Below are 12,116 nucleotides of genomic sequence, written 5' to 3' on the forward strand. Positions count from 1 at the left end.
CCCATGTCGCACCTCGTCGGGAGTCATGTCCCGGTGGCCGGCGGCCTCGCCAAGACCGGCCTGTCGTACGCCCGTGAGATCGGCGCCGAGACCGTGCAGGTCTTCGTCGCGAACCCGCGCGGCTGGGCCACGCCCGCCGGGAACCCCGCTCAGGACGACCTGTTCCGCACCGAGTGCGCGGCGGCGGGGATCCCGGCGTACGTCCACGCCCCCTATCTGATCAACTTCGGCTCGCACACCGAGGCGACGGTCGAGCGGTCGGTGGATTCGCTGCGGCACTCGCTGCGCCGGGGGCGGGAGATCGGCGCGCTCGGTGTGGTCGTGCACACCGGCTCCGCGACCGGAGGGCGCCCGCGCGAGACGGCTCTGGCGCAGGTGCGGCAGCACATGCTGCCGCTCCTGGACGAGTTGACGCACGACGACGACCCGTGTCTGCTGCTGGAGTCCACGGCGGGGCAGGGCGCGTCGCTCTGCTCCCTGGCGGAGGACTTCGGGCCGTACTTCGAGGCGCTCGACGCGCATCCGAAACTCGGTGTCTGCCTGGACACCTGCCACGTCTTCGCCGCGGGGCACGATCTGGCGGGGCCGGACGGTGTGCGTGACACACTGGACGAGCTGGTGGAGACGGTCGGTGAGGGCCGGCTGAAGCTGATCCACGCCAACGACTCCAAGGACGTGGCGGGCGCGCACAAGGACCGCCACGCGAACATCGGGGCGGGTCACATCGGTGAGGCGCCGTTCGCCGCGCTGATGCGCCACCCGGCTGCGGAGGACGTCCCCCTGGTCATCGAGACGCCCGGCGGCAAGGAGGGCCACGCGGCGGACGTGGCCCGGCTGAAGGCCCTGCGGGACGCCTGAACCGCGGGGCGGAACCCCGGTCCGCGTCTTCGAGGGTGACGTGGGACGTACCGGCCCCACGCACGACGAGCACGGTCCGGGGCCGGTCGCCGGTGGCGCGGCCGACGGCTGGGGACGGTGCGGCGCCACGGACCGGGTGCGCAGGCCCGCGTCCGAGCACCTCGGCGCTGCTCCGGCGCGGTGTCGCGGATGCGGGCGGCTTCCCTGAAGGGGACGTGGCGCACGGCCGTCACGGGCTCCCCGCGCGTTCGGCGTAACCCTTGCGGAGCCTGTCCGTCCGCTCAGAGCTCCGGGCCGTCCCCGGGCTCCTCCTGGTACGAGTAGCGCTGCTCCGCCCACGGGTCACCGACGTTGTGGTAGCCCCGCTCCTCCCAGAAGCCGCGGCGGTCGGCCGTCATGTACTCCACGCCCCGGACCCACTTGGGGCCCTTCCAGGCATACAGGTGGGGCACGATCAGCCGCAGGGGGAAGCCGTGCTCGGCGGTGAGCAGTTCACCGTCCTTGTGCGTGGCGAAGACCGTGCGGTCGGAGGCGAAGTCGGAGAGCCGCATGTTGGCGCTGAAGCCGTACTCGGCCCACACCATCACATGCGTCGCCTCGGACGCCGGGGGTGCGAGTTCGAGGACGGTCCGGGCGAGGACCCCGCCCCATTCGGCCCCGACCATGCTGAACTTCGTGACGCAGTGCAGGTCGGCCACGACCGCCGCGAACGGCAGCGCCGAGAACTCGTCATGGTTCCAGCAGTGCTTGTCGCCGTCCGCCGTGGCACCGAAGACCCGGAACTCCCAGCGCTCGGCCCGGAACTTCGGGACCGGCCCGTAGTGGGTGACCGGCCAGCCCCGCTGTAGCCGCTGTCCCGGCGGAAGCGTGGACTCCCTTGCTGCCCGGTGTTCCTCGCTGTCCGGCTGACCCATGGCTCAATGGTGACAGACCGGGAGCGGTGGTCACGACCGGGGCCCGTCGACACGAACGCCATTTCGGGCAACTCCCACTAAGCCTGCACTTACTGGACGATCTTCGCCGACGGTGCGAGGATGCGCGCATCCGCCCCCCTTCACGACATGTGGAAGGAGCCTCTGCGATGCAGGGCGACCCCGAGGTCATCGAGTTCCTGAACGAGCAGCTGACGGCCGAGCTGACGGCGATCAACCAGTACTTCCTCCACGCGAAGATGCAGGAGAACCTCGGCTGGACGAAGCTCGCGAAATACACCCGCGCAGAGTCCTTCGACGAGATGAAGCACGCCGAGGTGCTCACCGACCGGATCCTCTTCCTGGACGGGCTGCCGAACTACCAGCGGCTGTTCCACGTCCGCATCGGCCAGACGCTCACCGAGATGTTCCAGGCCGACCGGCAGATCGAGGTGGAGGCGATCGACCGCCTCAAGCGGGGCATCGAGCTGATGCGCGGCAAGGGCGACATCACGTCCGCGAACATCTTCGAGTCGATCCTCGCGGACGAGGAGCATCACATCGACTACCTGGACACCCAGCTGGAACTGGTCGAGAAGCTCGGCGAGGCGCTGTACATCGCCCAGCTGATCGAACAGCCGGAGAGCTGAGCCCGGACCCCGCCGGCTCAGGCCGCAGCGGCCTGCGGTCCGGACAGCACCTGCGGCTTCGGCAGCGCACCGGACGCAGCGAGGGGCTCGGGGGCCTCCCCGAGGGCCGTCAGCGCGGGCTCCCCCTGGTCCACCAGCTCACGACGCGGACAGGAGCCCCGCCCCAGGATGGCCTGGATACGCCGTACGCACGAGCCGCAGTCGGTCCCGGCCTTGCATGCGGACGCGATCTGGCGGGGCGTGCAGGCTCCGGCGTCCGCATGTTCCTTGACCTGCTTCTCGGTGACACCGAAACACGAGCAGACGTACACGCGGCTCACCTCCTGCCAGGTCCCTGGGCGTCCCATGCCTCCCTTGATCGGTGAGGCTAACCTAACCTTACCCGCCGCCCGGGAGACGCAAAAGACCGGAGCGCCCGCGAAGACGACGATGGGGCGCGGATCACACGGATCCGCGCCCCATCGATACGTCAAGGCTGATTCAAGCCACGATCACTGGTCGCGGTACATCTCCGCCACCAGGAACGCCAGGTCCAGCGACTGGCTGCGGTTCAACCGCGGGTCGCAGGCCGTCTCATAGCGCTGGTGCAGGTCGTCGACGAAGATCTCGTCGCCGCCGCCCACGCACTCCGTGACATCGTCACCGGTCAGCTCGACATGGATGCCGCCCGGGTGGGTGCCCAGAGCCTTGTGGACCTCGAAGAAGCCCTTGACCTCGTCCAGCACGTCGTCGAAGCGCCGCGTCTTGTGGCCGGAGGCCGCCTCGAAGGTGTTGCCGTGCATCGGGTCGGTGACCCAGGCGACGGTCGCACCGGAGGCGGTGACCTTCTCCACCAGCTCGGGGAGCCGGTCACGGACCTTGTCGGCGCCCATACGGACGATGAAGGTCAGCCGGCCGGGCTCGCGCTCCGGGTCCAGCCGGTCGATGTACGTCAGCGCCTCGTCGACCGTGGTCGTCGGGCCCAGCTTGATGCCGACCGGGTTGCTGATCTTCGACACGTACTCGATGTGCGCGTGGTCGAGCTGGCGGGTGCGCTCACCGATCCACACCATGTGGCCGGAGGTCGCGTACAGCTCACCGGTACGGGAGTCGACACGGGTGAGCGCCGACTCGTAGTCGAGCAGCAGCGCCTCGTGCGAGGCGAAGAACTCGACCGTGCGGAACTCGGCCGGGTCGGTGCCGCAGGCCTTCATGAAGCTGAGGGCGTTGTCGATCTCGCGGGCCAGCTGCTCGTAGCGCTGCCCGGACGGGGAGGACTTCACGAAGTCCTGGTTCCAGGCGTGCACCTGGCGCAGGTCCGCGTAACCGCCGGTGGTGAAGGCGCGCACCAGGTTCAGCGTCGACGCGGACGCCTGGTACATGCGCTTCAGCCGCTGCGGGTCCGGGACACGGGCCGCCTCGGTGAAGTCGAAGCCGTTGACGGAGTCGCCGCGGTACGTCGGCAGCGTCACCCCGTCGCGGGTCTCGGTGGGCTTGGAGCGCGGCTTGGAGTACTGCCCGGCGATCCGGCCCACCTTCACGACGGGCACGGACGCGGCGTAGGTCAGGACGGCACCCATCTGGAGGAGCGTCTTCAGCTTGGCGCGGATGTCGTCGGCGCCGACGGCCTCGAAGGACTCGGCGCAGTCGCCGCCCTGGAGGAGGAACGCCTCACCCCGGGCGACGGCCGCCATCCTGGCGCGCAGCTGGTCGCACTCGCCGGCGAAGACGAGCGGCGGATAGGACTCGAGGTCCGCGATCACATCGCGCAGAGCCTCGGCATCCGGGTACTCGGGCTGCTGCGCCGCGGGCAGGTCTCGCCAGGTCGCCTTGGCGGCGACGGCGTGGGAATCAGCGTTCACGGTCACCTTGACAACCTTACGCGGTGCGGACAGATGTCCACGTACCGGTTCAGAAAGTGAGACACGGCGGCCCGCCCGTCTCCCACCACCGCCCTCGACCGAGAACGCTTCGCGCCCACCCCTCCCACAGCCGCCCGTCTCCCACCACCGCCCTCGACCGAGAACGCTTCGCGCCCACCCCTCCCCCATGGCCCCCGCACATGCGCTAGGGTCACCGTCATGACCGCGCAGCAGACGGCTCAGCCCGTCCGGAACTGGTGGTGGACCGCTCATCCGGCGGCCCACTGACTGCGCGTACACCACATCACGCGAAGGCCGCCCGAGGGGCGGCCTTCTCTCGTTCTCACGGGCCGTTCCTCCCCTCCCCGGAAGGAACACCACCGGATGCACCTCAGCGATCTGCTCCACCCCGACGCCCCGCCCTTCGCCCTGCTGCGCCGCCGCACGCCCGGCCGTGACCACGGCGTCGTCGAGGTCCTGACCGGTCCCGTACGGGAGGTGGAGCGACTGGCCGAGCTGCCGGTGGGCCCCGCCGGGCGGCCGGCCCTGGCGCTCGTCCCGTTCCGGCAGCTCGGGGAACGCGGCTTCGACGTCCGCGACGACGGCACCCCGCTGTCGGTGCTCGTCGCGCAGGAGTCGTACGAGCTGCCGCTGGCCGAGGCACTGGAGCAGCTTCCCGCGCACGGCGTGCGGGTCGAGGACGGCGGCTTCGACGTGCCGGACGAGGAGTACGCCCGGACCGTGCGGCGGGTGGTGGAGGACGAGATCGGGAACGGCGAGGGTGCCAACTTCGTCATCCGGCGCACCTACCGGGGCCGGATCCCCGGCTTCGGGCGGGCCGACGCGCTGGCCCTGTTCCGGCGGCTGCTGGCCGGTGAGCGGGGTGCGTACTGGACGTACGTCGTGCACACCGGGCAGCGGACGCTGGTGGGGGCCAGCCCGGAGGTGCACGTGCGGATGTCGGGAGGGCCCGGCGAGCAGGAAGCGCTCCCGGCCGAGGACGGCGGTGGGACGCGGACGGGAGGCACCGTCGTCATGAACCCGATCAGCGGCACCTATCGCTACCCGGCGGGGCGCCGTCCGGGTGTGGAGGAGCTGCTGGGCTTTCTCTCCGACCGGAAGGAGACCGACGAGCTCTCCATGGTCGTGGACGAGGAGCTCAAGATGATGTGCACCGTCGGGGACATGGGCGGGGTCGTGGTCGGGCCTCGGCTGAAGGAGATGGCGCACCTCGCGCACACGGAGTACGAGCTGCGCGGCCGGTCCACGCTCGACGTGCGGGAGGTGCTGCGGGAGACCATGTTCGCGGCGACCGTGACCGGGTCGCCCGTGGAGAACGCCTGCCGGGTCATCCAGCGCCACGAGCAGGGCGGGCGTGCCTACTACGCCGGGGCCCTGGCCCTGCTGGGGACTGACGCCGGCGGCGCCCAGACCCTGGACTCCCCCATCCTGATCCGTACGGCCGACATCGACGCGCAGGGCGGGCTGCGGGTCCCGGTCGGGGCCACGCTGGTGCGGCACTCCGACCCGGACGGCGAGGTCGCGGAGACCCACGCGAAGGCGGCGGGAGTGCTGGCGGCGCTCGGGGTACGGCCCGGCCGGCCGCGCCCGGAGGCGGCGGCTCCGCCCCGGCTGGCGGACGACCCCCGGGTACAGGCGGCGCTGGACGCACGGCGGGCGGGCCTGGCGCCGTTCTGGCTGCGGATGCGGGAACCGGACGCGCGCGGGCCGCTGGGCGGGCACGCGCTGGTGGTGGACTGCGAGGACACGTTCACCTCAATGCTGGCGCACGTGCTGCGCGCGGCGGGACTGGAGGTCACGGTACGGCGGTACGACGCGCCCGGGCTGCGGGACGCGGTCGCGGAGCACGCGGGCCCGGTGGTACTGGGCCCCGGGCCGGGGGACCCCGGGGACGGCGGCGACCCGAGGATGCGGTTCCTGCGCGGGCTGACCGCCGAGGTGCTGGCCGGGCACCGGCACGGGGTGCTGGGGGTGTGCCTCGGCCATGAGCTGATCGCGGCGGAACTGGGCCTGGGCATCGTGCGGAAAGCCGTGCCGTACCAGGGGGCGCAGACGGCCGTCGACCTGTTCGGCCGGTCCGAGACGGTCGGCTTCTACAACAGCTTCGTGGCCCGCTGCGACGACGAGGCGGCGCGGGCACTGGCGGGGCGCGGGGTGGAGGTCGGCCGCAGCGCGGCGACCGGCGAGGTGCACGCGCTGCGCGGGCCGGGCTTCGCGTCGGTCCAGTTCCACCCGGAGTCGGTACTGACGCTGAACGGCGCGGAGATCGTGAAGGAGCTGGTGCGCGCGGTGACGGCCGGCGCGGGTCAGATGGCGCGGTGACGGCGGGCGCGGGTCAGATGAGTGGCGGCGCGGCGAGGATGTTCTCGCTGCGGCGGCCCTCCGCGTAGTCGGTGACGTTCCGCACCGTCGTGGCGATGATCTCGGTCACCGCCTCGGCGGTGTAGTACGCCTGGTGGGAGGTGACAAGGACGTTCGGGAAGGTCATCAGCCGGGCCAGGGTGTCGTCGTCGACGCCCTGCAGGGACCTGTCCAGGAAGAACAGCCCGGCCTCCGCCTCGTACACGTCGAGCCCGACGCCCCGGAACCGGCCGGCGCGCAGCTCCGTGACCAGGGCGTCGGTGTCCACGAGGCCGCCGCGGCTGGAGTTCACCAGGAGGGCGTCGTCCTTCATGGACTTCAGCGCGTCGGCGTCGAGGAGGTGATGGGTCGCGGGCATGAGCGGCACGTGCAGGCTGACGAGATCCGCCTCCGCGAGGAGGGTCTCCTTGTCGACGTACGTCATGCCGAGTTCCCGGCACTCCGGGTTCGGGGTGATGTCCCAGCCGAGCAGTCGCATGCCGAAGCCATGGGCGATACGGGTGAACGCGGTGCCGATCCGGCCGGTGCCGACCACCCCGGCCGTGCGGCCCCGCAGGTCACGACCGAGCAGGCCGTCGAGGCGGAAGTCGAAGTCGCGGGTGCGGGTGGCGGCACGGACGATGCGGCGGTTCACGGCCATCGCGAGCGTCCATGCGAACTCGGCCACGGAATAAGGGGAGTAGAACTCCACCCTTGCCACGGTGAGGCCCAGGGCACGGGCCACGTCCAGGTCGATGTTGTTGAACCCGGTCGACCTCTGGGCGACCAGCCGCGTACCGCCCTCGGCGAGGGTCCGCAGGACCGGGGCGCTGAGGTCGGCGTTGACACTGCTGGACACGGCCTCGTGGCCGCGCGCGATGGGCGCGGTGTCCTTGTCGAGGAACACCCCCAGGCACCGCACCCGGTGGCCGGCCTCCGCGAACGCCGCCTCCACGAGCGGGCGCTCGTCGGTCTGCACCCCGAACGCGAGAACGTCCATGCCGCACCCTCCTCGGTCAACCGCCCCCGACGATACGCCCGTCACCGGTCGTCCACCCTGCGGGCGGGCACCCGTGGCGTCGCGTGGGACGGCGGTCCGAGCGGCCTTCCTCCCGTCGTGTGCGGCGTCCCGCCACGGGCTGGCCGCCGTGCCCTGTCCGGGGTGGACGGGCCGGGGCGTTCCGTGGGGTCGTCTTCTCATGACGGCTCGCCCGGGGCCCGCGTTCACGGCGGGCAGCCTCGCCTCCCGGCTTCGCCCGAACAGGGGCCCCGCCGCTGCGGGGCCACCCCGCCGTGCCCCTCCCGCCGGTGCCGCGACCGCACGTCGGTGGGGGCCGGGACGGGTGGGCACGGCGGAACCAGCCCGGCGGCCCGGACACGCTGTGCCCTGATCCGCTCCGCCGGGTGGGGGTCACATGTGGTCCAGGCCCGTTTCTATGGCGTAGCGGACCAGCTCCACGCGGTTGTGGAGCTGGAGCTTGCCCAGCGTGTTCTGGACGTGGTTCTGGACCGTCCGGTGGGAGATGACCAGGCGCTCCGCGATCTGTTTGTAGCTGAGGCCCTTGGCGACCAGCCTCAGCACCTCCGTCTCACGCTCCGTGAGACGCGGGGCCTCGGGGCGTTCGGGCTTTGACGAGCCCGGCCAACCGTCGTCCGCGGGCTCGGCGGCCAGACGCCGGTACTCGCCCAGGACCAGGCCCGCCAGTCCGGGCGTGAACACCGGGTCGCCCGCCGCCGTGCGCCGTACCGCGTCCTGGAGCTCCTCCGTGCTCGCGGACTTGACGAGGTACCCCGTCGCCCCGGACTTCACCGCCTCCAGTACGTCCGCGTGCTCCCCGCTCGCGGACAGGACGAGGACCCGTGGCCCGGCGCCCGGCCCGACCAGCTCCTTGCAGACCTGGACGCCCGGCTTGGCCGGCAGGTTCAGGTCCAGCACGAGGACGTCGGGCCGCGCGGCGCGGGCCCGCCGTACCGCCTGCTCGCCGTCGCCGGCGGTGGCCACCACGTCGAACCCCGCCTCGCCCAGATCGCGGGCGACGGCGTCCCGCCACATGGGGTGGTCGTCGACCACCATCACCTTGATCGGCTGTTCCGTCATCGCTGCGCCGCCTTCCCCCGTGGGACCTTCAACTCGACCTCCGTGCCCTGCCCGGGGACCGAGACCCACTCGGCCGTGCCGCCCAGGTCGTGGAGCCTGCCCCGGATGGACTGGGCGACCCCGAGGCGTCCCTCGCCCTCCGCCTGCGCGAGCCGCCCCTCCGGTATGCCGGGCCCGTCGTCCCGTACCGTCACGATCACCTCGTCGCCCCAGTCCTCGACCAGGATCCACGCCCGGGCGTCCTGCCCCGCGTGGGTACGGACATTGTCCAGGGCGGCACCGACGGCCGCCGCCAGCTCCCGCGCCGCGGGCCGCGGCAGCGGGACCGGAGTGCCCGGCTCCGCGAAGCTCACCCTGGCTCCCGCGTGGGGGGCCAGGAGCGTCCGGAGGTCGAGGTCCGGGGATCCGGACGCCTCCCCGGGCGTGTCCGTCACGCGGACCAGCGCGCCCTGCGACTCGTCCTCGCTGGCATGCGACCGGCGGTCCAGACCGCCCGCCACCAGGGCGCGCAGCGCGGCCTCCTGCTCCCCCGCCATGCGGCCCAGTTCCGCGGCCTCTCCGCCCAGGGCGGTACCCCGGCGCTGGACCATGGCCAGCACCTGGAGGACCGAGTCGTGGATGTCTCGGGCCAGCCGCTCCCGTTCCCGGGTGGCCGCCTCGATCTCCAGGGCCCGCGCGAGGGTGCGTTCGGAGGCGCGGGCGACCTCGACGACGTAACCGATGGCGATGGACGCCACGCACACCAGGATCACGTTGTGCACGACGTCCCGGGAGGGCGTGCCGCGCTCCACCAGGTTCGCCGCGGCGACCAGCGCGGACGCGAACCCGGCCCAGCGCCAGCCGCCCCGGAGGGCGTACGCGAGGACCGCGCCGGCCGTCCAGATGCTCGGCAGTGTGGCCCGGTCGGACATCTGGGCGTGCGTGTCCGCGAGCGGGGTCAGCAGGATGCCGGTGAGCGCGATGCCCAGATCGGCCATGAGGAACCGCTTGGTGCAGCGGACCGCGCCGGACACCTGCGGAAGCGTGGCCAGCGTCCACACGCCCAGCACCGCGAGGTACGCGAAGGCCACCCAGGGCCGTTCGAACTCGTCCCGGCGGAGGGTGTGGATCAGAGCCGCGTAGCCCAGGGTGAGGACCCGGTACCCCCTGAGCGCACGCCACAGCGGCTGCTCCACCGACATGCGTACGACCCGCTCCCGCCCGGCCATGTCCCCCCGTGCCCCATTCCGTCCCGGGACGTGGTCAGGCCTCGTCGGCGGGCGTGCGGTCGCCGCCGCTCCTGGCCTTGGCCGCCGCCTCCTTCGCGGCTTCTCTGGCCGCCTCCTTCGCGGCCTTCTCCGCCTCCGCGATCTGCCGCTTGGCGACGGTCGCGTAGATGTCGACGTACTCCTGGCCGGACAGCTTCATGATCTCGTACATCACCTCGTCGGTGACCGAGCGCAGGATGAAGCGGTCGCTGTCCATGCCCTGGTAGCGGCTGAAGTCGAGGGGCTTGCCGATCCGGATGCCGGGGCGCATCAGCTTGGGGACGATCTTGCCGGGCGGCTGGATCTTCTCCGTGTCGATCATGGCGATCGGGATGACGGGCGCGCCGGTGGCCAGCGCCACGCGGGCCAGGCCGCCGGGCTTGCCGCGGTAGAGCCTGCCGTCCGGGGAGCGGGTGCCCTCCGGGTAGATGCCGAACAGCTCGCCGCGCTCGATGACCTCGATGCCGCTGCGGACCGCCGCCTCGCCCGCGCCACGCGCGCCGGAGCGGTCCACGGGGAGCTGACCGACGCCCTTGAAGAAGGCGGCGGTGAGTTTGCCCTTCACGCCGGGCGTCGTGAAGTACTCCGCCTTGGCGATGAAGGTGACCTTGCGGTCCAGGACCGCCGGCAGGAAGAACGAGTCGGAGAAGGAGAGGTGGTTGCTCGCGAGGATCGCCGGGCCCTCGGCGGGGATGTTCTCCAGGCCCTCCACCCAGGGCCTGAAGGCGAGCTTCAGCGGCCCTCCGATGGAGAACTTCATAGCGCCGTAGATCAACTCGGGTTCCTCTTCGTCCTCTGGTCCGTCGATCAGACCATAACTCTTCCAAGGGCGCGCGCCCGTCTGCGAGGCGCGACGGACCTGGTCGGTGTCAGCGCGGTCGCGTACGGTGAACCACACGGATTCCCTGTAGCGCGGCGGTCCCGAAATACCCGTACGTTCGCAGGTGTTCCCCGTCCGTACCCTCCCAGTCCGTCGAACCCGAACAGGAGACCCCCGTGCCGGTCCTCCCCGGAGCTGAGCCGTACCGCCACGAGGGCGGAGACATCGGCGTACTCCTCTGTCACGGCTTCACCGGCTCGCCGCAGTCCCTGCGGCCCTGGGCCGAGTATCTGGCGGAGCGCGGTCTGACCGTGTCGCTGCCGCTGCTGCCCGGGCACGGGACGCGCTGGCAGGACATGCAGGTCACCAGCTGGCAGGACTGGTACGCCGAGGTGGACCGCGAGCTGCGGCTGCTGAGGGACCGGTGCGAGCGGGTGTTCGTCTTCGGGCTGTCCATGGGCGGGGCCCTCACTCTCCGGCTGGCGGCCCGGCACGGCGACGCGATCTCGGGCATCGTGCTGGTCAACCCGGGCAACAAGGTGCACGGGGTGATGGCGCACGCACTGCCCCTGGTGCGGCATCTGATGGCGTCCACGGAAGGGATCGCGAGCGATATCGCGAAGGAGGGCGTGGCGGAGGTCGGCTACGACCGGGTTCCGCTGCACGCGGCGCACTCGCTGCGCGAGTTCTTCAAGCTGGTGGACGGTGAGCTGCCGCAGGTGACGCAGCCGGTGCTGCTGCTGCACAGCCCGCAGGACCATGTGGTGCCGCCCGCCGACTCGGCCCGCATCCTGGGACGGATCTCCTCGACGGACGTCACGGAGATCCTGCTGGAGCGCAGCTATCACGTGGCGACGCTGGACCACGACGCGGATCGGATCTTCGAGGAGAGTCACGCCTTCATCGGCCGCCTCACCCCGAACACGGCGGAGGAGGGGAGCTCGACCGTTGTCTGAGCAGCACGAGGCCCCCGGCCCCGAGGCCACCGGCGACGCGGCACCCCCGGAGGATGCCGTGCGGCCGGCCGAGCGCGGCCGGACGGCGCACGGAGACGTACGCGCCTCGGCGGACGAGCGGCGGCCGGAGGACGGCCCCCGGGGCTCCGACGACGCGACGGCCCCGGGCGACGAGCACGCCCGGGGCGGCCCGCGGAGCCCCGGGCACGGGGAGGCGGCCGGAGACCCGGCAGGCCCACAGCCCGCGGAGGGCGAGCGCGGTCACGACGGCCCACAGGCCTCCGGAGCCGGGCGAGCCCCGGCGGGCGACGGGCGTCCGCACGGCCGCACGGCCGGGGACACGGCGGACGTCGGCCGCTCGTCGGGCAGTCCAG

Annotated in this window: 12 protein-coding genes and 1 pseudogene; 6 read left to right on the forward strand and 7 right to left on the reverse strand. The window is 72.1% G+C overall.

Translation table 11 applies throughout. From position 1 onward, the window contains the following. Positions 1-3: 3 nt before the first annotated feature. Positions 4-858: a deoxyribonuclease IV gene (locus tag I3F58_RS24230; protein ID WP_240110800.1), complete on the forward strand. Its 855-nt coding sequence runs from the start codon at positions 4-6 to the stop codon at positions 856-858. 281 nt (positions 859-1,139) lie between these two features. Here the strand turns inward: I3F58_RS24230 and I3F58_RS24235 are convergent, their stop codons facing one another. Beyond that, positions 1,140-1,772 carry a sulfite oxidase-like oxidoreductase gene (locus tag I3F58_RS24235; RefSeq protein ID WP_240110801.1) on the reverse strand — a complete coding sequence of 211 codons (633 nt, stop codon included), beginning with the start codon at positions 1,770-1,772 and terminating at the stop codon, positions 1,140-1,142. Between the two features lie 167 nt (positions 1,773-1,939). Between I3F58_RS24235 and bfr the strand changes: the two genes are divergently transcribed. Continuing rightward, complete coding sequence (gene bfr / locus I3F58_RS24240) at positions 1,940-2,419, forward strand: bacterioferritin (RefSeq protein ID WP_240110802.1); 480 nt, start codon at positions 1,940-1,942, stop codon at positions 2,417-2,419. 17 nt (positions 2,420-2,436) lie between these two features. Here the strand turns inward: bfr and I3F58_RS24245 are convergent, their stop codons facing one another. Further along, on the reverse strand, positions 2,437-2,739 hold the full coding sequence (locus tag I3F58_RS24245) for a bacterioferritin-associated ferredoxin (RefSeq protein ID WP_240110813.1): 303 nt from the start codon (positions 2,737-2,739) through the stop codon (positions 2,437-2,439). A 171-nt stretch (positions 2,740-2,910) separates the two neighbouring features. Further along, on the reverse strand, positions 2,911-4,266 hold the full coding sequence (locus I3F58_RS24250; RefSeq protein ID WP_240110803.1) for a class II 3-deoxy-7-phosphoheptulonate synthase: 1,356 nt from the start codon (positions 4,264-4,266) through the stop codon (positions 2,911-2,913). 213 nt (positions 4,267-4,479) lie between these two features. Between I3F58_RS24250 and I3F58_RS29895 the strand changes: the two genes are divergently transcribed. Then, entirely contained in the window at positions 4,480-4,548 is a 69-nt protein-coding gene (locus I3F58_RS29895; protein WP_374208029.1) for a trp operon leader peptide, read from the forward strand. Between the two features lie 96 nt (positions 4,549-4,644). Beyond that, complete coding sequence (locus tag I3F58_RS24255; protein WP_240110804.1) at positions 4,645-6,603, forward strand: anthranilate synthase family protein; 1,959 nt, start codon at positions 4,645-4,647, stop codon at positions 6,601-6,603. 13 nt (positions 6,604-6,616) lie between these two features. Here I3F58_RS24255 and I3F58_RS24260 read toward each other — a convergent pair whose 3' ends face one another. The 4 genes from I3F58_RS24260 to I3F58_RS24275 form a co-directional block, all read right to left on the reverse strand. Next, positions 6,617-7,621, reverse strand: a complete 1,005-nt coding sequence (locus I3F58_RS24260) for a 2-hydroxyacid dehydrogenase (protein ID WP_240110805.1) — start codon at positions 7,619-7,621, stop codon at positions 6,617-6,619. Between the two features lie 411 nt (positions 7,622-8,032). Continuing rightward, positions 8,033-8,719 (reverse strand): response regulator transcription factor, encoded by a 687-nt coding sequence (locus I3F58_RS24265; protein WP_240110806.1) that lies wholly within the window; start codon positions 8,717-8,719, stop codon positions 8,033-8,035. Continuing rightward, a complete protein-coding gene (macS, locus tag I3F58_RS24270; protein ID WP_240110807.1) occupies positions 8,716-9,927 on the reverse strand; it encodes a MacS family sensor histidine kinase in 1,212 nt (403 codons plus the stop codon). Before macS ends, I3F58_RS24265 begins: the two co-directional genes overlap by 4 nt. Positions 9,928-9,961: 34 nt before the next feature. After that, positions 9,962-10,726 (reverse strand): 1-acyl-sn-glycerol-3-phosphate acyltransferase, encoded by a 765-nt coding sequence (locus tag I3F58_RS24275; RefSeq protein WP_240110814.1) that lies wholly within the window; start codon positions 10,724-10,726, stop codon positions 9,962-9,964. Between the two features lie 236 nt (positions 10,727-10,962). Here I3F58_RS24275 and I3F58_RS24280 point away from each other — a divergent pair, with 236 nt between their 5' ends. Continuing rightward, complete coding sequence (locus I3F58_RS24280; protein ID WP_240110808.1) at positions 10,963-11,742, forward strand: carboxylesterase; 780 nt, start codon at positions 10,963-10,965, stop codon at positions 11,740-11,742. Next, a pseudogene (locus I3F58_RS24285) lies at positions 11,735-12,116 on the forward strand (hypothetical protein); the annotation flags it as partial. The gene I3F58_RS24280 and the pseudogene I3F58_RS24285, both read left to right, overlap by 8 nt.

The sequence above is a fragment of the Streptomyces sp. MUM 203J genome (genome assembly GCF_022414595.1).
GTDB lineage: Bacteria > Actinomycetota > Actinomycetes > Streptomycetales > Streptomycetaceae > Streptomyces.

Coding starts and splice junctions, on each gene's coding strand:
- I3F58_RS24255 (WP_240110804.1), top strand. CDS start 4,645: ATGCACCTCAGCGATCTGCTCCACCCCGACGCCCCGCCCTTCGCCCTG.
- I3F58_RS24275 (WP_240110814.1), bottom strand. CDS start 10,726: ATGAAGTTCTCCATCGGAGGGCCGCTGAAGCTCGCCTTCAGGCCCTGG.
- bfr (WP_240110802.1), top strand. CDS start 1,940: ATGCAGGGCGACCCCGAGGTCATCGAGTTCCTGAACGAGCAGCTGACG.
- macS (WP_240110807.1), bottom strand. CDS start 9,927: ATGGCCGGGCGGGAGCGGGTCGTACGCATGTCGGTGGAGCAGCCGCTG.
- I3F58_RS24230 (WP_240110800.1), top strand. CDS start 4: ATGTCGCACCTCGTCGGGAGTCATGTCCCGGTGGCCGGCGGCCTCGCC.
- I3F58_RS24265 (WP_240110806.1), bottom strand. CDS start 8,719: ATGACGGAACAGCCGATCAAGGTGATGGTGGTCGACGACCACCCCATG.
- I3F58_RS24235 (WP_240110801.1), bottom strand. CDS start 1,772: ATGGGTCAGCCGGACAGCGAGGAACACCGGGCAGCAAGGGAGTCCACG.
- I3F58_RS24260 (WP_240110805.1), bottom strand. CDS start 7,621: ATGGACGTTCTCGCGTTCGGGGTGCAGACCGACGAGCGCCCGCTCGTG.